The sequence below is a fragment of the Bacillus sp. NPDC094106 genome (genome assembly GCF_044764345.1).
In the GTDB taxonomy this organism is placed as follows: Bacteria; Bacillota; Bacilli; order Bacillales; family Bacillaceae_G; genus Bacillus_A.
On sequence record NZ_JBIWHY010000011.1, the window covers coordinates 105,402 to 132,242 of the forward strand.

At 37.4% G+C, this 26,841-nt stretch carries 20 protein-coding genes and 3 pseudogenes; 2 read left to right on the plus strand and 21 right to left on the minus strand.

The features are described from left to right. The first annotated feature begins 105 nt into the window (after nucleotides 1–105). Both ACIQ7L_RS17115 and ACIQ7L_RS17120 read left to right on the plus strand, forming a co-directional pair. The gene (locus tag ACIQ7L_RS17115; protein WP_400570694.1) at nucleotides 106–396 is read left to right on the plus strand and encodes a hypothetical protein; all 291 of its coding nucleotides are present in this window, start codon (nucleotides 106–108) and stop codon (nucleotides 394–396) included. Between the two features lie 111 nt (nucleotides 397–507). Then, nucleotides 508–2,055 (plus strand): recombinase family protein, encoded by a 1,548-nt coding sequence (locus tag ACIQ7L_RS17120; protein WP_400570696.1) that lies wholly within the window; start codon nucleotides 508–510, stop codon nucleotides 2,053–2,055. 32 nt (nucleotides 2,056–2,087) lie between these two features. Here ACIQ7L_RS17120 and dpaB read toward each other — a convergent pair. The 21 genes and pseudogenes from dpaB to rseP form a co-directional block, all read right to left on the minus strand. Then, nucleotides 2,088–2,513: pseudogene (gene dpaB / locus ACIQ7L_RS17125) on the minus strand (dipicolinate synthase subunit B); the annotation flags it as partial. Beyond that, nucleotides 2,510–3,412, minus strand: coding sequence for a dipicolinic acid synthetase subunit A (gene dpaA, locus ACIQ7L_RS17130; protein WP_400570697.1), 903 nt, complete (start codon nucleotides 3,410–3,412; stop codon nucleotides 2,510–2,512). The pseudogene dpaB and the gene dpaA, both read right to left, overlap by 4 nt. 284 nt (nucleotides 3,413–3,696) lie before the next feature. Next, entirely contained in the window at nucleotides 3,697–3,948 is a 252-nt protein-coding gene (locus ACIQ7L_RS17135; RefSeq protein ID WP_400570698.1) for a YlmC/YmxH family sporulation protein, read from the minus strand. 203 nt (nucleotides 3,949–4,151) lie between these two features. Beyond that, nucleotides 4,152–5,390 (minus strand): M16 family metallopeptidase, encoded by a 1,239-nt coding sequence (locus tag ACIQ7L_RS17140; RefSeq protein ID WP_097895249.1) that lies wholly within the window; start codon nucleotides 5,388–5,390, stop codon nucleotides 4,152–4,154. 86 nt (nucleotides 5,391–5,476) lie between these two features. Beyond that, a complete protein-coding gene (locus ACIQ7L_RS17145) occupies nucleotides 5,477–6,376 on the minus strand; it encodes a polysaccharide deacetylase family protein (protein WP_335359017.1) in 900 nt (299 codons plus the stop codon). Nucleotides 6,377–6,535: 159 nt separating this feature from the next. After that, nucleotides 6,536–8,674: a polyribonucleotide nucleotidyltransferase gene (gene pnp / locus ACIQ7L_RS17150; protein WP_400570699.1), complete on the minus strand. Its 2,139-nt coding sequence runs from the start codon at nucleotides 8,672–8,674 to the stop codon at nucleotides 6,536–6,538. A 160-nt stretch (nucleotides 8,675–8,834) separates the two neighbouring features. After that, nucleotides 8,835–9,104 carry a 30S ribosomal protein S15 gene (rpsO, locus tag ACIQ7L_RS17155; RefSeq protein WP_400570700.1) on the minus strand — a complete coding sequence of 90 codons (270 nt, stop codon included), beginning with the start codon at nucleotides 9,102–9,104 and terminating at the stop codon, nucleotides 8,835–8,837. 100 nt (nucleotides 9,105–9,204) lie between these two features. Next, nucleotides 9,205–10,176, minus strand: a complete 972-nt coding sequence (gene ribF / locus ACIQ7L_RS17160; RefSeq protein ID WP_400570702.1) for a bifunctional riboflavin kinase/FAD synthetase — start codon at nucleotides 10,174–10,176, stop codon at nucleotides 9,205–9,207. Between the two features lie 43 nt (nucleotides 10,177–10,219). After that, nucleotides 10,220–11,143, minus strand: a complete 924-nt coding sequence (gene truB, locus ACIQ7L_RS17165) for a tRNA pseudouridine(55) synthase TruB (protein ID WP_400570703.1) — start codon at nucleotides 11,141–11,143, stop codon at nucleotides 10,220–10,222. Between the two features lie 238 nt (nucleotides 11,144–11,381). Then, the gene (gene rbfA, locus ACIQ7L_RS17170) at nucleotides 11,382–11,738 is read right to left on the minus strand and encodes a 30S ribosome-binding factor RbfA (protein WP_017151269.1); all 357 of its coding nucleotides are present in this window, start codon (nucleotides 11,736–11,738) and stop codon (nucleotides 11,382–11,384) included. 15 nt (nucleotides 11,739–11,753) lie between these two features. After that, on the minus strand, nucleotides 11,754–12,035 hold the full coding sequence (locus tag ACIQ7L_RS17175) for a DUF503 domain-containing protein (protein WP_097895238.1): 282 nt from the start codon (nucleotides 12,033–12,035) through the stop codon (nucleotides 11,754–11,756). Then, a complete protein-coding gene (infB, locus tag ACIQ7L_RS17180) occupies nucleotides 12,032–14,098 on the minus strand; it encodes a translation initiation factor IF-2 (RefSeq protein ID WP_400570704.1) in 2,067 nt (688 codons plus the stop codon). Before infB ends, ACIQ7L_RS17175 begins: the two co-directional genes overlap by 4 nt. A 4-nt stretch (nucleotides 14,099–14,102) precedes the next feature. Then, entirely contained in the window at nucleotides 14,103–14,414 is a 312-nt protein-coding gene (locus ACIQ7L_RS17185) for a YlxQ family RNA-binding protein (protein WP_003199515.1), read from the minus strand. Beyond that, entirely contained in the window at nucleotides 14,415–14,687 is a 273-nt protein-coding gene (gene rnpM / locus ACIQ7L_RS17190) for an RNase P modulator RnpM (RefSeq protein WP_400570705.1), read from the minus strand. A gap of 11 nt (nucleotides 14,688–14,698) precedes the next feature. Then, nucleotides 14,699–15,799 (minus strand): transcription termination factor NusA, encoded by a 1,101-nt coding sequence (gene nusA, locus ACIQ7L_RS17195; protein ID WP_003199512.1) that lies wholly within the window; start codon nucleotides 15,797–15,799, stop codon nucleotides 14,699–14,701. Nucleotides 15,800–15,816: 17 nt separating this feature from the next. Continuing rightward, nucleotides 15,817–16,287 (minus strand): ribosome maturation factor RimP, encoded by a 471-nt coding sequence (gene rimP / locus ACIQ7L_RS17200; protein ID WP_400570706.1) that lies wholly within the window; start codon nucleotides 16,285–16,287, stop codon nucleotides 15,817–15,819. Nucleotides 16,288–16,622: 335 nt separating this feature from the next. Beyond that, nucleotides 16,623–18,038: pseudogene (locus tag ACIQ7L_RS17205) on the minus strand (PolC-type DNA polymerase III); the annotation flags it as partial. Between the two features lie 97 nt (nucleotides 18,039–18,135). Further along, nucleotides 18,136–19,950, minus strand: a complete 1,815-nt coding sequence (gene ltrA, locus ACIQ7L_RS17210; protein ID WP_400570751.1) for a group II intron reverse transcriptase/maturase — start codon at nucleotides 19,948–19,950, stop codon at nucleotides 18,136–18,138. A gap of 742 nt (nucleotides 19,951–20,692) precedes the next feature. Further along, nucleotides 20,693–23,590: pseudogene (locus ACIQ7L_RS17215) on the minus strand (PolC-type DNA polymerase III); the annotation flags it as partial. A 129-nt stretch (nucleotides 23,591–23,719) separates the two neighbouring features. Beyond that, on the minus strand, nucleotides 23,720–25,420 hold the full coding sequence (locus ACIQ7L_RS17220; protein WP_400570707.1) for a proline--tRNA ligase: 1,701 nt from the start codon (nucleotides 25,418–25,420) through the stop codon (nucleotides 23,720–23,722). Nucleotides 25,421–25,572: 152 nt separating this feature from the next. After that, complete coding sequence (gene rseP / locus ACIQ7L_RS17225) at nucleotides 25,573–26,829, minus strand: RIP metalloprotease RseP (protein WP_335359012.1); 1,257 nt, start codon at nucleotides 26,827–26,829, stop codon at nucleotides 25,573–25,575. Nucleotides 26,830–26,841: the final 12 nt, after the last annotated feature.

Below are 26,841 nucleotides of genomic sequence, written 5' to 3' on the forward strand. Positions count from 1 at the left end.
TCCGTATGTATAGTTTTTTTTACTTGTAGTTATTTTCACACTTTACATATAAACACCTTACTTTTGAAAAGTAAAAATATAAGCAAAACAATTGAAGGTAATTTAATGACCTTTATAGGAGACCCTATCTTTTTCGTTTTATTTACAGGGTCAGTAGTTTTTCTTTATCGTTTTAACAAACGACCTAAACGCTTTTATACTATGAATTTGATAGACTATGATACAATTCAAGAAAAAAATGTAAAACTTATCCATCTTTATACAAGGAAAGATACCCAATGGGTTCTAGTAGACCCTCAATATCGTATTGATTTAAAAGAAGTTTATTTATACAATCCAGATAAAGATAAATGGTACTTCTATAAAGAAATTGATGAAACAGAATTAAATAGCTAAATATAAAGAAAGAAACATATTTTCACCTAAAGAATTTATGTTTCTTTCTTTATTATAATTTTCATTTCAGCTTATCTTCACCTATACTAAATTAAAAAAGGAGGGCATATTATGAAAACCGCAATCTATCTAAGAAAATCTCGTGCCGATCTCGAGGCTGAAGCGCGTGGAGAAGGCGAAACTTTAGCAAAGCATCGTACTACCCTACTGAAAATCGCTAAGGAAAAGAACTTAAATGTTTTAGCTGTCCGAGAGGAAATTGTTTCTGGTGAGAGCTTAGTAAAACGTCCTGAAATGCTGGCACTTCTTGAAGAGATTGAAGACAATAAATACGATGTTGTTCTGTGCATGGATATGGACCGCTTAGGACGTGGCGGTATGAAAGAGCAAGGAATCATCTTAGAGACGTTCAAACGCTCGAATACGAAGATTATGACACCAAGGAAGACTTACGACCTTAATGATGAGTGGGACGAAGAGTACAGCGAATTTGAGGCGTTTATGGCACGTAAAGAGTTGAAGATTATCACTCGCCGTATGCAACGAGGCCGTATTGCAAGTGTAGAAGCTGGTAATTACCTCGGCACACATGCTCCATTCGGATATGATATCCATCGTTTAAATAAGCGAGAGCGTACGTTAACTATTAATCCAGAAGAAGCTTCTGTTGTAAGAATGATATTTGAATGGTATGCAAATGAAGATATGGGCGCCTCAACGATTCGAAACAAATTAAATGATCTTGGCTACAAAAGTAAGTTAGGGAACGATTGGAACCCGTACAGTATATTAGATATGTTAAAAAATAATGTGTACATCGGAAAAGTAACGTGGCAAAAACGAAAAGAAGTGAAACGCCCAGATGCTGTGAAACGTAGCTGTGCAAGGCAAGATAAATCAGAATGGATTATTGCTGATGGAAAACATGAACCAATCATCTCAGAAAGCTTATTTGAAAAAGTACAGGAAAAATTAAATGCGAGGTACCATGTTCCTTATAATACGAATGGATTAACGAATCCACTAGCTGGGATTATAAGATGCGGTAAATGTGGTTATAGCATGGTACAAAAGTACCCAAAAAATCGAAAAAAAGCAATGGATTGTAAACATCGTGGTTGCGAAAATAAATCCAGTTATACAGAATTAATCGAAAAACGTTTACTCGAAGCTTTAAAAGAATGGTACATCAATTATAAAGCTGATTTCGAAAAACATAAGCAAGATGATAAATTGAAAGAAACACAAGTTATTCAAATGAATGAAGCTGCATTACGAAAACTTGAAAAAGAGTTAGTGGATGTCCAAAAACAAAAAAATAATTTACATGATTTATTAGAGCGTGGCGTTTATACTGTCGATATGTTTTTAGAACGTTCTAACGTTGTTTCTGATCGTATAAATGAAATTACTACAACAATGGAAAACTTAAAGAAAGAAATTAAAACAGAAATTAAAAAGGAAAAAGTGAAGAAAGATACTATTCCTCAAGTGGAGCATGTCCTTGATCTGTATTTCAAAACAGATGATCCGAAAAAAAAGAACAGCCTCCTAAAATCGGTTTTAGAAAAAGCTGTTTATAAGAAGGAAAAGTGGCAAAGGCTCGATGATTTCGAACTTGTGCTTTACCCTAAGCTCCCTCAAGATGGCGACAAATAAGCGTTTGTTCTTTGTCGTCACCTTGTTGGCGTAATTAGGTTTACCCCATTGAGCCCAAGGGCATCATTCGTTGAAACAGCTAATACAACCGGCTTTCCATTTCGGAGCGTTGCCTTCGCTGCCATTAAAACTGGAGAATCTGTCATTGCATTCGCAAATTTACTCATTGAATTTCCTGTTAATGGAGCAATCACCATGCAATCTAACGGGATTTTCGGGCCAAGTGGTTCTGCTCCTACAATAGAATTAATAACCTTGTTTCCTGTTATTTCTTCAATTTTTCCAATCCACTCTTCCCCTTCACCAAATCTAGTATTTGTCGTTTGTACAGTGTAGGAGACAACTGGCAATACTTCCACCCCTTCTGCAATCAATTTCTCTAAATGCGGTATAACTTCTGCATACGTACAATGTGAACCTGTAAATCCAAAACCAATCCGTTTCCCTTTCAAGCTCATTTCCCATTCTCCTCTCTTGCAATCATATCTACTGTTAATAGCTGAGAAAGAACATTAGCCAAAATTTGCCCCGCCGTTTTCGGTGCAACAATTCCCGGAAGACCAGGTGCTAACAAAGCTTTAACTCCTCGCTTCTCCGCATAACGAAAATCCGTACCACCTGGCTTAGAAGCTAAGTCAATAATTAAAGTGTGCGCTGGCATCCGTGAAATAACTCTTGCCGTTACAACAAGATGCGGAATTGTATTAATCACAATATCAATGTCACTTACTTCCTTCTCAATATCCTGCATATAAAAAGGAGAAAACATCATTTCCGAAATACGAGCGATATGTTCTGAACGCCTTGCTCCTACTTTGACATGCGCTCCTAATGATTGAAAAACTCTAGCTACACTCATCCCAGTTCTACCAAATCCTAAAACCATGACATTCGAACCATGAATCGTATAGTCTGTATGTTGAATAACCATCATTAATGTTCCTTCTACTGTTGGAATAGAATTGTAGATTGCTACATCATCACGATCGAATAACTTTACAAGTTTTCGATTTGTAGTAGCTACAATACTCTCCAAATATGGTGTACCAATCCCTGAATATATAGTAAAATTTGCTGGTGTTTTTTCAATTTGTTCTTTTGTAATCGAAACTTTTTCATTTGAAAAAATAGTATCTACTTCCCCTTTTGCATTTGTTCCTGCTACCGGCAAAATAATTGCATCTAAAGAAGTGAAATCTAGATCTTGCATACTCTCTTTTGCTGCCCCTGTAAAACCATGATCTAATTGGTCAAACCCTATTAATGAAAGTTTCGCATCAAGTTCAACTAACTTGCGAATCACCTCTAGCTGTCTTGCATCTCCTCCTATGACAGCAATGTGCATCTCAGTCAACATTCTCTAATTCACCTTCTTTTTCTTTCATTTATATGAAAAGCGCCTACTTTTTCTTTTTCCTCCACATCATATGTACCGTACGAGTTAGAGGTGATTGAAAAACAAACAGCATACATTATTTCTAAATATTTGATAGTTTATAAAGTGAAACTTTAATCAGCAAGGATTTTACTTGCAATTGATCCCCCGTCTAACTTCTTTGCTTTCGCTGCACTTTGAGGTGATAGATTATGATCCACGAATAGCAGGATAAAAAAGAAAAAGACAACCAAAATGGTTATCTTTTATTTTGACTCCAAATGATTCGCAAGGTCAAAAATAATCATATCATGCCCAACTTTCTTAATCCTGCTCCACTCTACCCGCACTTCCTGCTGCTCCCTTTTAAACCCTCCCCATTTTCCAACAGGTATGATGAGAGCTTGAATCTTTCCATCCTTCTCATTAATTTCTAAATCTGCATGGCCTAAAACTCCCATTTTTTCCGCACGTTCCAAGTCTACAATTTCCTTTCCACTTAATTCACTCAAACGCATAGGACTCACCCCCTTATTCAGCTCATGTGAAGCAACACTCTATAATAAGTACCTATTCTACATGCCTAAAAAAAATAACCAGAATTTTACGATCGATTTATCTCTTTACTTCCACTGAATTTTGAAATAGGCACCTTACTGCCTGCGAATAACGGGATAAAAAATAACCGTATCTCTTTAACACGAGATACGGTTATTTCTCTTTATTTCATTCCCTTTGGCAACTCGCCATTTGGACTAATAAGCGCTGCAGAAAATTCATTTGTAAACATATCGCGGATCAATGTATCTACATTTGTTTTCGTCACACTGTTTACACTCTCAATAATTTCATCAAGAGAACGATGCTTTCTAAGAAGTAATTCATTTTTACCATTTCGGCTCATACGACTATTTGTGCTCTCTAAACTTAGCATTAAGTTTCCTTTAAGCTGTTCTTTACTATTAACGAGTTCTTTCTCCGTGATACCTGTATTTTTCAATGTTTCTAACGTTTCTTGCATTGTATCATACAGCGTATCTAATTGTTGATTTCCTGTCCCACCATACAGTGTTAACATTCCAGTATCTTCATAAGAAGAATGATAAGAGAACACGGAGTATGCTAAACCGCGTTGTTCACGTACCTCTTGGAACAAGCGACTACTCATACTGCCACCTAATATATTATTTAGCACAATTAAGTTATAAATATCTTCATGCCCCATTTGCAATCCTTGGAAACCTAAGCATAAATGTGCTTGCTCTGTTTCCTTCTTACGAGCAACCTTATTGAAATGGAAAATTGGGCTATGTACTTGTTCACGATTTGTTGTTCCTTCGTAGTTACCAAAATATTGTTCCACTGTTTGCACAAATGTTTCATCAATATTTCCAGCAATCGATACAACAACATTTTCAGGTGTATAATGATCTTTAATATATTGACGCAGTGTATCACCCGTAAACGTTTCAAGTGTTTCCTCTGTTCCTAAGATTGGATATCCTAGCGGATGCGTTTCATATGTTGCTTTCGTTAACATATCATGTACGATATCATCTGGCGTATCTTCATACATTTTAATTTCTTCAAATACAACATTCTTCTCTTTTTTCAATTCTTCTTCATCAAATGTTGAATTAAAGAACATATCCGCTAAAACATCTAGTGCATATTTCGCATGCTCATCTAACACTTTTGCATAATAGCATGTATATTCTTTTGAAGTAAATGCATTTACTTGCCCACCAATGCTATCAAACGATTCTGCAATTTCTCTCGCACTACGCGTCTCTGTTCCTTTAAAAAACATGTGCTCTAAAAAGTGCGAAACCCCATTGTTTTTCTCATTTTCATTTCTTGAACCTGCATGGATCCATATACCAATCGCAACTGAACGGACAGTTGGGATATTCTCCATAACGATTCTTACACCATTTTTACAAGTATATTTTTTAATCAAAAACTTTCCTCCTAATGCCAGTTTCTCTAAATAATTGCTATTATTTAATGATAACAAGTTTGGGCATGAATGTCATGCAAATGTATTTAATCGATGCGTTTTTCATCTAGTAATTCTGTAATATTCCCTACTTTATACCCTTGTTTTTTTAGTTGCATAATCATCGTATCCAATGCTTCCGTTGTTGAGGAAGTAGGATGCATCAATACAATAGCACCCGGATGTATTTTTCCCATGACCCGTTGCAAGAGCACCTCAGGGCCTGGATGTTTCCAATCAATTGTATCAACCGTCCACATAATCGTTCCCATCTTTAAGTCATCTGCTACCTTTACAACTTCATCACGAAAGCTTCCACTCGGTGGTGCAAACCATCGTACTTTTTGATTAGTAGCTGCCTCAATGATTTGATTTGTCTTTTGTAATTGTTCTTGTATTTCATTTGTAGATAGTGTTTTCATATCAGGGTGCGTATAGGAATGATTCCCTACCTCTTGATTTGCATCCACAATCATCTTCGCAAATCTTAAATTTTCTTTTACCCAGCGACCTTCTAAAAAGAACGTTGCCTTTACATCATGTTTTTTCAATGTTTCTAATATACGCGGAAGATATTCATTGCCCCAAGCAACATTTATCGTTAATCCAACCATTTTCTTCTGTGGATGCCCACGATAAATTGGAGATGGTGATAAATCTTCTAAATGAACACTAGGTGATACTTCCCGGAAGACAAGTTTCTTTTCATCAAACTTCTTTAACTTCTTCATATTATTATATGATGCCTCAGTATCAATTTCTTTCCCATTATACCCTGGCGTCGCTTTCCAAATTTTATCAATCATTGCATTTTGAGGAGCAATTAAATGCAGCTTCGCCTGTTTCTGAATTTCTTCATACAGATCATCATTGGCAAACACCGAATACGAACATACTCCTATACAAAAAAAGAATATAGATATACATATGAATATACGAGTTCTCATATAAATCCTCCCATTAACTATCCCAAAAGAGAAAATCCATTCTCTTCTTATTCTTTGTTAATTTGAGCGTTATGCTGAAAACTATACCTTCTTATATAAAAATCTATATTGCTTATATTTTTTTATATAAGAAAAAAAAGCCAAAATTTGGCTTTTTTCTTATTTTTGCTCTTGTGTATTTTCTTCTTTTGCTGCTTCTTTTTCTTGCTCTTCTTTTAGCAATACTTTTCTAGATAGATTTACACGACCTTGTTTGTCAATCTCGATAACTTTTACTGAAATCTCGTCACCGATTTTCACAACATCTTCTACTTTCCCTACACGCTCAAGTGCAAGTTCAGAAATATGAACAAGTCCATCTTTGCCACTGAATAGTCCAACGAAGGCACCGAATTTTTCAATACGTTTTACTTTTCCTAAGTAAATTTCGCCTACTTGTACTTCGCGTACGATATCTTCAATGATTTTCTTCGCCTTTTCATTCATCTCTTGATCAATTGATGAAATAAAGACCGTGCCATCTTGCTCAATATCAATTTTCACGCCAGTTTCTTCAATGATTTTGTTAATTTGCTTACCGCTTGGTCCAATAACATCACGGATTTTATCCGGATTAATTGTCATTGTAATAATTTTTGGAGCATATGCAGATAGCTCTTTACGAGGCTCAGCAATAGCAGATAACATATGATCTAGAATGTGCATACGACCAATCTTAGCTTGTTGTAATGCTTCTTCTAAAATTTCACGAGATAAGCCATCAATTTTAATATCCATTTGTAGCGCTGTTACACCTTGTGCTGTACCTGCTACTTTAAAGTCCATATCACCTAAGTGATCTTCCATACCTTGAATATCAGTTAAAATTGTGTAGTGCTCACCAGATTTCACTAGACCCATTGCAATACCCGCAACCGGTGCTTTTAGTGGCACACCAGCATCCATCATCGCTAAAGTACTACCACAAATACTTGCCTGTGAAGTAGAACCATTCGATTCTAAAACCTCAGATACAAGACGAACTGTATATGGGAAGTCTTGCTCGGATGGAATAACTGGTTCAAGAGCACGCTCACCTAATGCACCGTGACCAATTTCACGACGACCTGGTCCACGCATCGGTCTTGTTTCACCAACACTAAAGGATGGGAAATTATAATGGTGCATAAAGCGTTTAGATTCTTCTACACCTAGACCATCTAAAATTTGTACATCTCCTAATGCACCTAGTGTACAAATACTTAGTGCTTGTGTTTGTCCACGTGTAAACAAGCCAGAACCATGCGTACGAGATAAAATACCTACCTCTGATGCTAAAGGACGAATTTCATCACCTTTACGTCCATCTGGGCGGATTTTTTCAACTGTAATAAGACGACGTACTTCTTCTTTTACAATTTTATATAAAATCTCATTTACTTGTCCTAATGTTTCAGCATCAGCTTCTTGCGCTTCATAATGCTCAATTACACGTTTTTTCACTTCATTAATCGCATCTTCACGTGCATGTTTTTCGTGCACTTGAATTGCAGAATGCATGTCTTGCTCAGCCATTGCACGTACTGCTTGATTAAGCTCAGCATCCACTTCATAAAGTTGTACTGCTGTTTTCTCTTTACCTACAGCTTGTACAATCTCTTCTTGGAAAGCAATTAGACGTTTAATTTCTTCATGACCAAACATAATTGCTTCTAACATTGTTTCTTCAGGTACTTGATCCGCTCCCGCTTCTACCATGTTAATTGCATCTTTCGTACCAGCTACAACAAGGTGAATATCGCTTTTCTCTTGTTGTTCTACTGTTGGATTAATAATGAATTCGCCGTCAATACGACCAACTGTTGCACCCGCGATTGGACCTTCAAATGGGATATCTGAAATCGATAACGCTAATGAAGAACCAAGCATAGCTGCCATCTCAGAAGAACAATTTTGATCAACACTCATTACGATGCTGACAACTTGTACTTCATTACGGAAACCATCTGCGAAAAGCGGACGAATTGGTCGGTCAATTAAACGACTTGCTAAAATTGCTTTTTCACTCGGACGGCCTTCACGCTTAATAAAACCGCCTGGGATTTTTCCGACTGCATATAAACGTTCTTCATAGTTTACTGTAAGCGGGAAGAAATCTACATTTTTTGCCTCTTTTGATGCAGTTGCTGTAGATAGAACCGCTGTGTCGCCATATCTTACTAATACTGCTCCGTTTGCTTGTTTTGCAAGCTGACCGGTTTCAATTGTTAGCTGACGACCAGCTAAATCTATCGAGAAGACTTGCTTTTCTTGACTCATTTAAGTACCCCTCTCAATTTAAAATATTCAATTCTTCTATGTAAATGGATAGTCTATCACAATATTCTTCCTCTAGTATTGCCGAAAATGAAGTAAGCTATAAAGAGTAGAAGATATATTTTTACCTAACAAAAAAGCGGGAATATTCCCGCTTCTTTGACTATCGACGTAAGCCAAGCTTTGTGATTAATTCACGGTAGCGTGTGATTTCGCTATTACGAAGGTAAGTAAGTAAGTTACGACGTTTACCAACCATCTTTAATAGACCACGGCGTGAATGATGATCTTTCTTGTGAGTACGTAAGTGCTCGTTTAGAGTGTTAATTTGCTCCGTTAGGACAGCAATTTGAACCTCTGGAGAACCAGTATCAGTCTCATGAGTTCTAAATTGTGCAATGATTTCATTTTTACGTTCTTGTGTTAAAGCCATCCTATTTCACCTCCTAATAATTAAACCACCAATTCCCTAGCAAGCGTCGGTGAGTCGCAATGCCAAGCAATGGTTGTCATAAAGTACATAACATAGAATACTACTTTTCATTGGAAAAAGCAAGCATATTCTTTGCGGTACTAAAATATTCTTGCGCCGTCATTTTATCTTGTGCAATTTGTGCAACTAACTCATCGATGCCATTAAACTTTTTCTCTTCTCGAATACGCATATGCCACTCAACAGTAACAATTTGATCATATATATCCTCATTGAAATCGAATAAATGCACTTCAATAGATAACTTACGCTCCGCCTCTTTAAAAGTTGGTTTATAACCAATATTACATACACCATCATGCCACTCATCATGAACTTTTAATCTTACTGCATACACTCCAACAGGTGGCAGAAGGTATTCATCACTTAAAGCTACATTAGCTGTTGGAAAACCAATTTGACGTCCACGTTTATCTCCGTGAACAACCGTTCCTTCTACTGTATAAGCTCTGCCTAAAATAGATGGAATTTGTTCCATTTCTCCATCTCGAATCAATTTTCGTAATGCTGTGGAACTTACTTTTTCTTCTTGAAATTCAACTTTTTCAATCACGGTCTGTGTAAACTCCCCTCGTGCATGAAATGGTAAAGTCTCCATCGTCCCTTTTCCTAAACGTCCATATGAATAATCAAAGCCTGCTACTACATGCTTTACATTTAGCCCAATAATATATTCATCTACAAACTGTTGTGGTAACAATCCAGCAAATACTTCATCGAATTTCACCACATATAACAGATCAATCCCTAAGCTTGCAATTACTTTTTCTTTAATGCTCATAGGTGTAATGTACTCCACATGCGCTTCTTTTTTCCCTAATATAACAGATGGGTGTGGATGAAACGTTATGACAGCACTTTTATATCCTCTTTCATCCGCTATTTTTTTTGCTGTTCGAATCACACGTTGATGTCCTAAATGAATGCCATCAAAAAATCCTAATGCCATTACAGTTGGTGGTAATTCTAATTTATTTTGTTCATGTGGATGAGTTAAATGAATGAGTTTCACGCTTGAATTCACCTTTTTCTGTAATAATCCTTCTAATAATTCATTATAGCTTTAGTTCCTGATTATTCACAAGTACTTTCATTGGCTTTAACATGCCAGGGTGTTTTGGATGATGTTCATAAATTGCTAAGCAACGTTCGTTTTTATCAAATACTGTAATAAACGGCGCTGTCACTTGCAGTTCATTCTTTAAAAACATACCATTTTTTACCTTTTCTGTTTGTTTTTCATCTACAATCATTTTTGGAAATTTACTTAATGCCTCATCAATTGAGATAAAAATAGATTCTACTGTTCCATTTTGCATGTTTTCTTCAATTTCTTCAAATGATATGCAATCTTCTAGCAAAAATTCTCCTGAAGCTGTTCGCACAAGATGTGACATATGCGCTGGGAATCCTAGTTTTTCACCAATCATAACCGCTAATGTTCTCACATACGTTCCTTTGCTACATGTAACACGGAAGCGGAATGAAATATTCTCCCCTTCAAATACTTCACGATCATCAAGTAACACAAATTCATGGATCGTTATTGTACGAACTGGGCGTTCAACTTCTTGTCCTGCTCTTGCATATTCATATAGTTTCTTTCCGTTTACTTTTACAGCTGAATACATAGGCGGTACTTGTTCAATTGTACCTGTTAATTCTGCTAATACGTCTTCCACTTCCGTACGTGTAATGACGCGATTTACTTCTTGTTTTTCCACTACTTCACCAGAAGCGTCTTCAGTCGTTGTTGAAAAGCCTAATGTAACTTCGCCTTCATATGTTTTTGTTTCACTCGTTAAAAATTGTGCAATCTTTGTGGCACGCCCTACACAGATTGGTAATACGCCTGTCACATCTGGATCTAATGTTCCTGTATGGCCAATTCTCTTTTCACGCAATATCTTTCTTAACTTAAATACACAATCGTGTGATGTCATTCCTTTTGGTTTATGTAATAATAATACACCTTCCATATGTTCACCTCATCATTATACTTTTGTAGATGATGTTCAGAAAGTCAGGTAAGGATAGCTATAGCATTTCTTCGTTACATTGCCAGTCCAGTAGGCATGTAGGTCCATCTACACTTCATATCCTCCTAGCTCCTGTACCTCGAACTGCTCGGCGCTCTTTACCCTCTTTTTTGAACACGCACACTTGTATGCAAAACTTACTTTCCATTGAAAAAATGGATAGACAAATGTCTATCCATTATTCTTCACGTTTACCGTCTTTATTAATTTCATGTAAAAGTGTATCAATTCGATGACCATATCCGATAGACTCATCAAATTCAAAGGAAATCTCCGGTGTTTTACGAAGACGAATACGTTGGCCAATTTCTGAACGAATAAAGCCTTTCGCTTTCGCTAAACCCTTTAATGTATTTTCTTTCTGCTCTTCGTCTCCTAAAACAGAAATATATACTTTAGCAATTTGTAAATCTCCACTCACTTGTACATCTGTTACTGTAACAAATCCAACACGTGGGTCTTTAATTTTACGACTAATGATGTCGCCTAATTCTTTTTTCATTTGCTCGCCCACACGGTTCGCACGTAGTTTCATAACTATTCACCTCATTCAATACCATTCCAATTGCGTTATCGTACGTTCAATCTCAGGAAATGAATCAATGTACTCAAGTACACGATTCATTTCTTTCTCGCAGACAACACGATTTGAGGATACGGAAACAATTGCAATTTCTGTACGTTGCCATACATCTTGGTGTCCTACTTCAGAAACAGCCACATTGTAACGCTGTTTCACACGAGTTAACACACGTTGTAAAATTGCTCGTTTCTCTTTTAAAGAATGCACATCATAAATTATACATTCGAACGAGAGTGAAGCGATAATCATCGCTTCACTTCTTCCATAATGTACGCCTCAATGATGTCCCCTTCCTTAAGATCATTATATCTTTCAATTGTGATACCACACTCATAGTTTTGTGCAACTTCTTTTACGTCATCTTTGAAACGTTTTAACGTATCAAGCTGTCCTTCGAAAACAACTACGCCATCACGAATGATACGTACGCCGCTATCACGTGTGATTTTACCATCAGTTACATAACAGCCTGCAATTGTTCCAACTTTAGTAACTTTGAATGTTTGACGAACTTCTGCTTGACCAATTACTTTTTCTTCGAATTCAGGATCCAGCATACCTTGCATTGCTGCTTCAATTTCTTCGATTACTTTGTAAATAATGCGGTGTAAGCGAATATCAACATTTTCTAATTCAGCTGTACGTTTCGCGTTTACATCAGGACGTACGTTAAATCCAATCACGATTGCATTTGATGCAGAAGCTAAAATAATATCAGATTCTGTAATTGCACCTACGCCTGTGTGAATGATTTTTATTTTTACGCCTTCAACATCAATTTTGCGAAGTGATGCTGCCATTGCTTCTACAGAACCTTGTACGTCCGCTTTCACAATTAAGTTAATTTCTTTCATTTCGCCTTCTTGAATTTGTTGGAATAAATCTTCAAGGCTTAATTTAGATTTTTCACCACGTTGTGCAAGCAATGCTTGTTGTGCACGTGATTCACCGATTTGGCGTGCTTTCTTCTCGTCAGCAAATGCCATAAAGCGATCCCCTGCTTGTGGTACTTCATTTAGACCTGTAATTTCAACAGGAGTAGACGGACCAGCAACTTTTACACGACGACCAATATCATTTACCATCGCACGAACACGGCCGAATGATGTACCAACAACAATTGGATCTCCTACTCGAAGTGTACCGTTTTGCACAAGTAATGTTGCGATTGTTCCTTTACCTTTATCAAGCTGTGCTTCGATTACAGTACCAGCTGCATAGCGATTTGGATTTGCCTTATATTCTTCTACTTCACTTACAAGAAGAATCATTTCTAACAGGTTGTCAATTCCTTCGCCTTGAATTGCAGAAATTGGTACGAAAATTGTATCTCCGCCCCAAGCTTCTGGAACTAATGCGTACTCTGTTAACTCTTGCATTACGCGGTCTGGATTTGCTGATGGTTTATCCATCTTATTCACAGCAACGATAATTGGTACTCCAGCTGCTTTCGCATGGTTAATTGCTTCAACTGTTTGTGGCATAACACCGTCATCAGCTGCAACAACAAGAATTGTAATATCTGTTACTTGTGCACCACGTGCGCGCATTGTTGTAAACGCTGCGTGACCTGGTGTATCTAAGAACGTAATTTTTTTGTCATTTACTTCAACTTGGTATGCACCAATATGCTGTGTAATTCCACCAGCTTCGCCAGCAGTTACTTTTGAATTACGAATAGAATCAAGCAGTGTTGTTTTACCATGGTCAACGTGTCCCATAATTGTAACAACCGCAGGACGTTCTTTTAAGTTTTCTTCATCGTCTTGCTCGTCCATGAAAGTTTCAAATTCTGTTTCGCTAACAATCACTTCTTCTTCTACTTCAATACCGTAATCACTAGCAAGTAGCTCAATTGTATCTTTATCTAGATCTTGGTTAATTGTCGCCATAATACCTAGCATAAAGAGCTTTTTAATAAGTTCAGATGGCTCTTTTCCTAGTTTTTTTGCAAGTTCACTTACTGTAAGAGAACCGGTGAAAGTAACTTTATCCGGTGTCTCTACTGTTTGTGTTGGTTGTCTTCCAGCAAAGTTTTCTTGACGTTTGTCTTCATTTCCTTTGCCTTTTTTCTTCTTCTTATTGCTGTTCTTTTTGCTGCGAACAACTTTTTCTTCTACTTCAAACTCATCTGCAACAGAAGGTTTTTCTGCTCCAGTATTATATTGATTATCTAAATTATTTACTACTTCATCGTCTAACATTGTCATATGATTGGAGACCTCAATATTCATTTCTTTTAGTTTTGTAATAATATCTTTACTTGAGACATTGTGTTTCTTCGCATATTCATATACTCGAATTTTACTCATACCTTCACCCCCGGTAAGTTGTATCGAGCATGCTACGCAGCTTTTTCGCAAAGCCCTCATCTAACACGGCTACAACGACTCGCTCATCTCTCCCAATCGCATGCCCTAATTGTTGTCGATTTTCGACTTTTTTCATTGGTACGTTGTAGTACGTTGTTTTATCAGTAATACGTTTTGTTGTGTTCGCTGACGCATCTTCAGAAAGCAATACAAGCTTTGCTTTGCCACTTCGTACCTCTTTTAAAACGAGTTCTTCACCCGAAATTATTTTTCGAGCACGGTTTGCTAGTCCTAAAAACGATTTCCAATCGGACACTTATTTCGACTCCTTCTCAACAAGCTCAAGGAGCTCTTCATAAAGAGAAATGTCGACCTTCGCTTTTAGATGATGTTCCAAAATATTTTTCTTTTGCGCTTGAATGATGCATTCCTTGTCTTTTGACAAATATGCACCACGTCCTGATTTCTTTCCAGTTAAATCAATAGACACTTCGCCCTCTTTGGAACGAACAATGCGAACGAGCTCGCGTTTTGATTTCATTTCTTGCGTTGCAATACATTTTCGTAACGGAACTTTTCGATTGCTCATACTCATCACCTCTATTCGATTTCATCTTCAACTGAATCGAATGCGATCATGTTGTCTTCTTCTGTTACAATGCCAAGTTGCTTCGCATCAGACTCGCTCTTAATGTCAATTTTCCAGCCTGTTAATTTTGCTGCAAGACGTGCGTTTTGTCCACGTTTACCAATTGCTAATGAAAGCTGATGGTCTGGAACAACAACAGTTGTTGCTTTTTCCTCTTCATTCACAAGTACTTTTACAACTTGTGATGGGCTTAAAGCATTTGCTACATATTCAATTGGATCATTCGACCAGCGAACAATATCAATCTTTTCACCTTTTAGTTCATCTACGATGCGTTGTACACGTTGACCTTTTGGACCTACGCAAGAACCTACTGGATCAACATCGATATTCTCTGCATATACAGAAATTTTAGAGCGGTCGCCTGCTTCACGTGCTACCGAACGAATTTCTACAGTTCCATCGTAAATTTCCGGCACTTCAATTTCAAATAAACGTTTTAAAAGACCTGGATGTGTACGTGATACATAAATTTGTGGTCCTTTTGTCGTTTTTTCTACTTTTGTGATGAACACGCGAATGCGATCATGTGGTTTATATTGTTCGTTAGGCATTTGCTCACTTACTGGTAGTAGTGCTTCTACTTTTCCTAAGCTTACATAAATAAAACGAGCATCTTGACGTTGTACAATACCAACCATGATGTCTTCTTCACGATCACTAAATTCTGAATAAATAACACCGCGTTCTGCTTCACGTACACGTTGTGTTACAACTTGTTTCGCAGTTTGTGCTGCAATACGACCAAAATCTTTTGGCGTTACTTCAATTTCTAGTACATCGCCATCTTGATAGTTTGGATTAATTTGTCTTGCTTCCTCTACAGAGATTTCAAGACGTGGGTCAAACACATTATCAACAACGTCTTTACGTGCTAAAACTTGAATTGTTCCCACTTCTGGGTTAAAGCTAACACGAACGTTTTGTGCTTGGTTAAAATTGCGTTTATAAGCAGAGATTAAAGCTGCTTCAATCGCATCAATAATAATATCTTTGCTAATACCTTTTTCTGATTCTAATACGAGCAAAGCATCTAACAACTCAGTGCTCATGAAGATCCCCCTTCTTACTAAAACGTAACAGCAAGTCGCGCATTCGCAACTTTGTCCATTGGAATTTGGATTTCTTTTTTACGTGTTTTAATTGTTAATAGTAGTGTAATTGTTGTACCATCATAGGAAAGTAGCTTTCCTTCAAACATCTTTTCACCATCAATCGGCTCATATGTTTTAATTGCCACTTGCTTTCCTACCGCTTGCTGGAAGTCTTTTTCTTTCTTTAATGGGCGTTCCGCTCCAGGAGATGATACATCCAAAAAGTAAAGATGAGGAATTGGATCCTCTTTATCTAAAGCTTCGCTTAAACGTTCACTTACCGCACCGCATTCTTCAATGTCTACTCCTGTCTCAGAATCGATGAATACGCGTAGGAACCAGTCTTTTCCTTCTTTCACATATTCTACATCTGCAAGTTCAAGATTTAACTCTTCAACAATCGGCTGCGCAAGTGCTTCAACAACTTCTGTGACTTTCTTATCCATAAACAGCCTCCTTCCTGCCGCCATGTACCATTTGAAAGAAAAAACTCCGCCTCATTTAAAACGGTCTATCTCATTCTTTCTCGTTAGCTAACAAAAGCCCCTGCTGTTAAGCAGGGAATATCTGTCTTAGTATTACCAAATTTAAGAAGTAAAACTTGTAACAAAATATGTATATACGACAGAAATGTCCCACCTACATACGTAGATAAAACATAGATAGTAACACGAAAGAGTGGGTTTCCCCACTCTTTTTTTTGCAAAATATACATGACATGGTTATCTCGGTTAATAGTATACCATAGCAAATCCCGATTTGCAAAGACTTTTCCAGTCCACTAGAACAGTGACAATTGGTTTTGATCTGGCAAATCACCTAAACAACCTTGACTATCTAAATACTCAATAATTGTTTTAGAAACCTTACTGCGCTGTTGTAAATCTTCTTTTGATAAAAACTCACCATTTTCACGTGCTTCAACAATACTTATGGCTGCATTTGTACCAAGACCAGGTATTGCATTAAATGGAGGAATCAACGTATCTCCATCAATAATAAAGTCCGATGCATGCGAACGATATAAATCAACTTTTTGGAATGAATAACCACGTTCGCACATTTCAAGCGTCATTTCTAATACCGTTAATAAACTCTTCTCTTTAGGAGAAGCATCTAATCCTTTTTGTGCAATTTCATCAATTCTCGCACGGATTGACGCTGACCCTTTTACCATTGCCTCTACATCAAAGTCATCTGCACGTACTGTAAAGTATGCTGCATAGAATAGAAGTGCAAAATGTACTTTGAAGTAAGCTATACGTACAGCCATTAGTACGTAAGCCGCCGCATGGGCCTTAGGAAACATGTACTTAATCTTTTTACAAGAATCAATATACCAACCAGGTACATTGTTATTGCGCATTTCCTCTTCCCATTCTTCCGGTACACCTTTACCTTTACGTACCGATTCCATGATTTTAAACGCTAAAGATGGATCTAATCCTTGGTAAATCAGATAAACCATAATATCATCACGACAACCGATAACTTCGCTTAGTGTACATGTACCGTTGTAAATCAATTCATTCGCATTACCAAGCCATACGTCTGTACCGTGGGATAGTCCAGAAATTTGGACAAGCTCCGAGAATGTCGTTGGCTTTGTTTCCTCTAACATCTGCCTTACGAATTTCGTACCAAACTCCGGAATGCCAAGTGTACCTGTTTTACAATTAATTTGTTCTTCTGTTACACCTAACGATTCTGGACCAGAGAAGATTTTCATTACTTCTGGATCATCTGTCGGTATTGTTTTCGGATCCACGCCACTTAAATCTTGCAGCATACGAATAACGGTCGGATCATCGTGTCCCAGAATATCCAGTTTTAATAAATTATCATGAATAGAGTGGAAGTCAAAATGTGTCGTTCTCCACTCCGCCCCTACCGAATCGGCAGGAAATTGAATCGGTGAAAAATCAAAAATATCCATGTAATCTGGCACAACGATAATTCCACCTGGATGCTGTCCTGTTGTACGTTTTACCCCTGTGCAACCGGCGACAAGACGATCAACCTCAGCATTCCGAATGGTTAAGTTATGATCAGATGCATAGCCTTTTACATAACCATAAGCTGTTTTCTCCGCAACCGTACCAATTGTTCCAGCACGATATACATAATCCTCACCAAACAGTACTTTCGTATAGTTATGGGCACGTGGTTGGTATTCTCCGGAGAAATATAGTGATAGGTAAGCATTTGATATTATCTCCAGCTTTTCCCCCACTCCACACCGTGCGTGAGGCTTTCACACTCACACGGCGTTCCATCGTTAACTCTGTCGAAGTTTATAAGCTAAGTTTTGGATTTCCTACTTCCGTTCTCAGCTTATTTAATTTGTTTAAAGCTTTCTTTTCAAACTTGGCTAACATTTTTTTGTAATCTTTATTTGCAAGAGGGTCTTTATTATGAATTAACATATGATATTTCTTATTGATAATAATTAAGTTATCATATTCATCACTACCGCCTTGAGCTGTTGAATTGATGTGATGACATATAGCATTATGAGGAGTCAATCGTTCCCCTGTTATTCCACAACATCCTTTTTGCGCAACATATTTACTTAAGCGGTTGTTTTCATACAGAACACTTTTTGCTTTATATATTCCTTTACGAAACATTTCGATTTCCCGCACAGACACACGCTTTATCTCTTTATGAATTGATGCCCTATCCTTTTCATTATAAACGGAGAAGTTAGGATCTCTTTGACCTCGTATATCATGTCGAATTGCTTCAATAGGATAGACCAGTAATCCATTACTTTTAAACCTTGGACAATTATAATCTCCATAGAATTTATCAATGATATTATTCATTTCCTTTGTATAAACAAAGATGTTTCTGAACATCAATGATTTTATATTCGGATGAATTTTATGTCTTATCTCATTAAAATCTTGAGAAATTCTGGTCGCGATTTTGTAGTAGTTATGCAATCCAAGAATATTCGAATTAAAATTCATCACTTTTTCTGGAGTGGGACTTTTCCTCATCTTAACGAGTTGATGGCGGATAACGCCTAATACCTTCTCTTTTGCTTTCGGGTCCATCTTTGAGTTTACGATATAGCCTGTTTTGGCATTTCCTTTTTGAACGGCTCTAAAACGAATCCCTAAAAAATCTGTACCGTTTTTCCGTAAGTTTGTGATTTTACTTTTTTCTTCACTTATCTCAAGACCTAATCTTTCCTTAAGCCATGTTTCAACCGCTATTTTAATCTTTCTAGCGTTTTCGTAGGAATTTGTGAAGATTTTAAAGTCAGCCGCATATCTTACTAAATACATTGGTTTTAACCTTGTCTTTTTAAGTGCATCCGTTTTATTACGTTTCAATTTGTAAGGCACTCTCGTCGGTTTTGTTTCCCATTGGTTTGACACCCACCAATCAAGTTCATTTAATACAACATTGGCTAGCAATGGAGATAAAATACCACCTTGAGGAGTCCCTTTAACAGGAATACCTTCGCTTGTAATTTCCGCCTTCAGCATTTTTTTGATGATGGATAAAACACTTTTGTCCCGTATTCCAATTGTCCATAGCTGCCTCATTAACTTTTTATGATTAACGTTATCAAAGAAACCTTTAATATCTATATCCACTACAAAATGTTGGTGACTGTGATTGACCATATGATAACACCTAGCTAAAGCGTCATGAGTGCTTCGTTTTGGTCGAAAACCATAGCTTTGCGGATGAAACTTCCCTTCAACAATCGGTTCCAAAATTTGCAGGAACATTTGCTGAATTAATCGGTCTTCAATCGTCGGAATTCCTAGAGGTCGCATTTTCCCGTTTGGCTTTGGTATAAACACACGTCTTACTGTGTGTGGCATGTAGTTTTCCAATCTCTTCTTCGTTAATCTGATTAGCTTGTCAGCATCTATTTTATTAAGATGTTTCATTGTGTGTCCATTTGTACCTTTCGTTTTACTCCCCGTGTTGCTTTTTAAATTACGAAAGGCTAATCGAATGTTTTCTTCAGAAACAATCAGCTCATAAATGTTTTTGAAATATCGACCCTTTTTGCTCTCTTCATAAAGATTATCAAAAGTTGATTGTAAGCCAAAATATTCATTGTTTCTTACTTTTTGAATCATTAAGTCAGCCAACTAATCACTTCCTTATGAAGTTTTCGTTTCTCTTTTGTCATACACGAATCTGACTTTTGTAGGTTTTGTTTCGACGTTAACGACTTGTGCCCTTCCCTCTGAAATGTTTTTATCCTCCGACTTATTGGTTATTCAGTCATCTTCAGCATTTCATTAAGCGGTACTACGGCACTACTGCCACTTTCATAAAATGTGTTATAGCATTTGCCTTTCCACATACCATCGTCATCGAAGTGCAACCTTCTCTTATGTCGAAAGCTTCACACGTTCCACTATTCCTATCTGTACATAATTCCCTTAGGCTCCCCCTAAATTCCGCCAAGCTTGACTGTGCCTGTAACACAGTATGGATTTTCATAACCAAACGCTTACTCATCCACACTTGGAAGTCCTCTTTAGACCCCGTTACATTTCTGTAACGTGACATTCACGAAAAGTCAGTCGAGGGTTCGTCCCAGTGATTCTACTGATTCTAACCGTAGGAATTTTATAGACACCAGACCTATCATTCACAAAAGATTTATATCTCCCTTTCCTCGTCTTTTACGTTAGGGTGAATTTCAGCCTACTTTAACGGGCTTCAAACGATGTTGATGTTTGCAATATCGCTATCGCTTGCCGTAGCTTCAGTGAGTATGTTTCAGGGCGTTACTCCATCATTCCATACTTCGGAATAGCAGTTCTACTAGCAGATGCTAGTGCTTAACCTTTTCAGTTAAGAACGTGTCGCACTCAAATCGATATCCGGTACCTTATCTCCTTTAAAACCAAGGAACGTTTCGAACGGAATATCATGTCCATCTTTTACATATGGAATATTACATGTTGGACACTCCTTATCAGGTAAGTCAAAACCAGAACCTACAGAACCGTCATTGAAGAACTCTGATTGCTTACACTTCGGACATACATAATGCGGAGGTAATGGATTTACTTCTGTAATCTCCATCATTGTCGCAACGAATGATGATCCCACCGATCCACGCGAACCTACAAGATAACCATCTACAAGCGACTTTTTCACAAGCTTATGTGAAATTAAGTAGATAACGGCAAATCCATGTCCAATGATACTTTTTAATTCTTTTTCCAGACGAGCTTCTACGATTTCTGGTAGTTTTTCCCCATAAATGCTACGCGCCATTTTATAACTCATATCACGCGTTTCATCGTCTGCTCCTTCAATTTTCGGTGTGTACAAATCATCTTTTACTGGATGAACGTCACCAATCAATGATGCAATCTTTTGTGTATTGGCCACAACAATTTCTTTTGCTTTCTCTTCTCCTAAGAACGAGAAGCAATCTAGCATTTCATCTGTTGTGCGAAAATATACAGGCGGCAATGAATGACGATTTAATGGATTTGCCCCGCCCTGTGAGCTTACTAAAATTTTACGGTACATTGCATCTTCTGGATCAAGATAATGTACATTTCCTGTAGCAACAACTGGTTTACCTAATGTTTCACCCAATTTTACTAAATTAGAAATGATTGTTTTTAATTGTCCTTCATCTCGAACTAACTCACGCTCTACTAAATGACGCAACACCACTGGAGGCATAACCTCAATGTAATCATAGAACTGTGCAATTTCCTCTACCTCTTCAGGAGCCTTTTGCATCATTGCTTCAAAAACTTCTCCTTTATCACAAGCTGTACCAACTAATATACCTTCTCGATATTTTTTTAATAATGATCTTGGTACTCGTGGTACACGGTAGAAATAATTGATATGTGAATATGAAACAAGTTTGTATAAGTTTTTCAAACCTTCATCGGATGTTGCAAGCAAAGTGACATGACTCGGCCTTCCGCGTTTATACGCATCACCTTGTCCCATGCTATCATTTAATTGATCGTGATATTCAAAACCCTTTTCAATGGCATCTTTCAACATTTTTACAAGTAAATATCCCGTTGCTTCCGTATCATAAATCGCACGGTGATGTTGCGTTAATTCAATGTCGAGTTTTTTACACATCGTATTTAAGCGATGATTCTTCATTTCTGGGAATAAGAACCTAGCTAACTCTAATGTATCAATAACTGGGTTTTTAGGCTTGTCTAAGCCACATTTCTTAAATCCTACATTTATGAATCCCATATCAAAACTTGCGTTATGAGCAACAAGTGTATGATCACCCATCCACGCTTCAAACTTTTCAAATACTTCTCCTACTTCTGGCGCATCAGTCAACATGTCATCTGTAATACCAGTTAACTCAATAATCGTAGCTGATAGCGGTTGATGTGGGTTCGCAAAAGATTCAAAGCGATCAATAATTTCACCGCCTTTGACTTTTACTGCTGCTAATTCAATAACAGTATCATACACAGCCGATAACCCTGTCGTTTCGACGTCAAAGACAACGTATGTTTCATCAGCAAGCAACCTGTGTTCTTCGTTATAGGCAATTGGGACACCGTCATTTACTAAGTTTGCTTCCACTCCATAAATGACTTTTATGCCGGCTTTTTTCCCTGCAGAATATGCTTCTGGGAATGATTGTGCAACAGCATGGTCTGTAACAGCAATCGCTTCATGTCCCCATTTTCCAGCTTGCGCAACAAGTTTAGATACTGAGGTAACAGCATCCATTTGACTCATTGGTGTGTGCAGGTGAAGCTCTACTCGTTTTTCTCCTTCAGGCGCTTTATCTTTACGAGAAGGTCCTGTTATTTCGTTAATATCGTTGGCAATCATAACTAGATCACGAACAAACGTATCATTTTGAACCGAACCTCGTGCTTTTATCCACATTCCTTTTTTCAAGGATTGCAGCAACGGAATATCTTCTTTATCACGTGAGAACATTTTTATCATAATGGAATTCGTATAATCCGTTATTTTTAACGTTAATAACGTACGTCCACTACGAAGCTCTTTTGTTTCCACATGGAAGACATAACCTTGGACCGTTTTTCGTCTTTCTTCATCTTGGATTTCGCGCAGCGACGTAATTTCTTCATCAGACTTAATGAGGTAACCAAGTACAATCGGTCCTTCATGTACAACGTCGCTTTCTTCAGTTTGCCTCTTGGCCATTTCTTCCATAGCTTGTATCACACGCTGACGATCCTCTTGCTGCGTTTGTTCACGAAACTTTTGAACTTCCTCTTCATTCTGTTTTATATTGGTTTCAAGCTGAAAACGCGGAAATCCAAACACTTCATATTGATCACCTACTGGCTTTGCAAGATTTTTCTTTAACGCAGTAGATTCCAACTCATTATTCACATTTAGTAACAACTTCACTCCATTTACATGCGGAAGTTGCTTTTTTAAATACGCAAACATAGGTGAAAATATAATTCGCTCTGTACAAAGTGGCCAATATGCCTTGACCTGTTCTTCCGTAAACTGTTTATTTTCTGTTTCTAGTGCAAATGACGTTTTTGCAATATGAGAAAATGACTGCTTGAGCTGTGCTTCTAGCAATTCATATAATTCTGTTGGTAAAATACGTGGCACCTGTAAGTCAAAATGCCAGCTTTTATTTGCTTTATCAACAACTAGCTTCTGAATACCACCACCTTGTAAATATTGATTGATAAGGTCTTCCGGTATTTGCAACTGCTGGAGCAAAATTTGAAATCGCTCTTGTTGTTCATTTGTTAACGACATAAGCAACCTCCTTCCATCTGCTATTATAAATTGAAATGCTCCCTTCAGCAAAGAAAGGTTTCTTCCTTCTTCTCAAAAAAAGCTTACTCTACAAAGAAAGAGAAGTACCTCATTACGAGGTACCTCTTCTTATTTTAAAATATTAACGATATATGTGTGAAGTTCTTCAACTTTTACTTCTGCAGATTCGTTTGTCGCACGTACTTTCACTTCCACAATACCTTCATCTGCTTTTTTACCAACTGTTACGCGAACCGGAAGACCAAATAAATCCGCATCAGCAAATTTAACACCTGCACGCTCTGCACGATCATCTAATAATACTTCATAACCTTGCTCTTGTAATGAACTGTATATATTTTCGCCCACTTCACGCTGTGCATCAGATTTCATATTAACTGGAATTACATGTACATGGAACGGTGCAACTGCTTTTGGCCAAACTAAACCATTCTCGTCATTAAATTGCTCAGCGATTGCTGCTACTGTACGAGAAACACCAATGCCATAGCAACCCATGATAAGTGGTTTCATTTTTCCATTTTCATCTAAGAATGTCGCATTCATCGCTTCACTATAGCGTGTTCCTAATTTAAATACATGTCCTACTTCAATACCACGAGCAAAACGAATTGTTCCGTTTCCATCCGGAGATTGATCTCCTTCTTGAATGAAGCGTAAATCTGTATATTGACTTACCTTAAAGTCACGTTCTGGATTTACATTTACATAGTGGAAGCCTTCTTCATTTGCACCACAACAACCATTTGCAATTGCAGCTATCGCATGGTCAGCAATAACTTCAACATCACCTGTAACACCAATTGGTCCTAAAGAGCCTACTTCACAATTTAATAGGTTTCTTACCTCTTCGTGTGAAGCAAGTTCAACAACTGAAGCACCGTATACGTTCTTCACTTTTACATCATTTACTTCATGATCTCCACGCACAAGAACAACAACGAATTTTTCATCTACTTTAAACACCATTGATTTAATGCACTGAGATGACTCAATGTTTAAGAATGTAGATACTTCTTCAATTGCCTTTTGATCTGGCGTTGCTACTTTTTCAAGCGCTTTTTCCGCTTCATCACTCTTTGTATAAGAAGCAACAACAGGAGCCATTTCAATATTTGCTGCATAATCAGATGTATCAGAATACGCGATTGTATCTTCTCCTACATCGGATAACGCCATAAATTCATGAGTATCTTTACCGCCCATCGCTCCAGAATCTGCAATAACTGCACGGAAGTTCAAACCACAACGAGCAAAGATATTAGAATACGCTTGGAATAGACGGTTATAAACTTCATCTAAACTTTCTTGTGTTGCATGGAAAGAATACGCATCTTTCATTAAAAATTCTCTTCCGCGTAATAAACCAAAACGTGGTCGTTGCTCATCACGGAATTTTGTTTGGATTTGGTATAGTGTTAAAGGCAGCTTTTTGTAAGACTTAATCTCATCACGTACAAGATCTGTAATAACTTCTTCATGCGTTGCTCCTAATGCAAACTCACGATTGTTACGATCTTTCATACGCATTAACTCAGAACCGTAAGAATACCATCGACCTGATTCTTGCCATAACTCAGCAGCTTGTAATGCTGGCATTAATAATTCTACCGCTCCCGCTCGTTCCATTTCCTCACGAACAATATGTTCTACTTTATGCAATACTTTCAGCCCAAGTGGTAAAAAGCTATAAATACCAGAAGCGTTTTGACGCATAAATCCCGCGCGAAGCAGCAATTGATGACTTTTAATCTCAGCATCTGCTGGCACTTCACGTAATGTAGGACTAAATACCATACTTTGTTTCATCTATTCGCACCTCTTTAATTTACTCTAATACGCAGTAAAACCCCTCACCTCAAATTAGGTGAGGGATTACAACTCTCAGAGCTCTATTCATTTCATTCACTATCCACAACAGATATTGTGAAATTCACACTTACTGCAAGTTTTACTCTATTTTATAAGAAAAACTTGCGAATGTCATTCCACGTTACAACTAACATAAGTAACATTAATAACGCAAACCCAATAAAGTGCACCATTCCTTCTTTTTGGCGATCAATCGGTTTCCCGCGCAATGCCTCAATTAAGAAGAAGAACAAGCGTCCTCCATCAAGAGCTGGAACCGGTAATAAGTTGAATAAACCAAGATTTATACTTAAAACCGCCGCCAAACTTAGAACACGTGTGATTCCATAGTCCACGACTTGGTCTGTTAAATTATAAATTCCTACAGGACCTGATAAATCATTAATAGAAAACTGACCTGTAACCAATTTTATAATGGAGTCAAAAATAAGTTTCGTCCATGTATACGTCTGTTCAAAACCTGATTTAATAGAACCAAAAATAGATTTCTCTACAGGGGAATATACACCAATTCTACCAACCTTTTCTTTCCCCTCTTTATCAGCTGTTGGCGTTACTTTTACATTAAATTGTTCGCTGTCACGTTTTACATGAAGCGTAATTTCTTTATTTGGGTTTTCACGTACAATCGCTACAACATCTTTCCATGTATTCGTGTCTTTCCCATCGATTGCTTGAATCATATCATCTTGTTTCAATCCCGCTTGTTCTGCAGCACTATCTTTCATTACTTTTCCAACCATCGGTTTATCAACAGGAACACCTTGTACAAATCCAAGGATCACGAAAATAACAAATGCAAGGACAAAGTTCATAGCAGGACCTGCAAAAATTGTTAACGCTCGCTGTCCTAATGTTTTAGAACCAAACTGTCTGTTAAACGGAGCAATTTGTATCTCTTCTCCCGCAGAAACAATACGAGCTTTTTCATTTATACGGAATGTTTGCAATTCTTCCTCGTACTCTTCGTAACCAGCGATTGTGAGACTATGTTCTAAATCAGCTTGTTCTACTTCAATCACGCGAACATTCGGATACTTTTCGCGCCCGTCTAAAACTAATTTTACAACCTCTTCGTTTTCATTTAATACAAGTCCCACTTTTTTACCTGGTTTTAATTCAACTGTTTCCGCATCTTCGCCAGCCATTCTAACATAGCCTCCAAGAGGCAGCAGTCGAACCGTATAAACTGTTTCATTCTTTTCAAATGAAAATATTTTTGGCCCAAAGCCAATTGCAAACTCGCGACATAAAATACCAGCTCTTTTTGCGAAATATAAATGCCCTAGCTCATGGAAAAATACCAGTGCACCAAAAATTAATATAAAGGCAATCGCTGTATTCAATTCCATAACCAC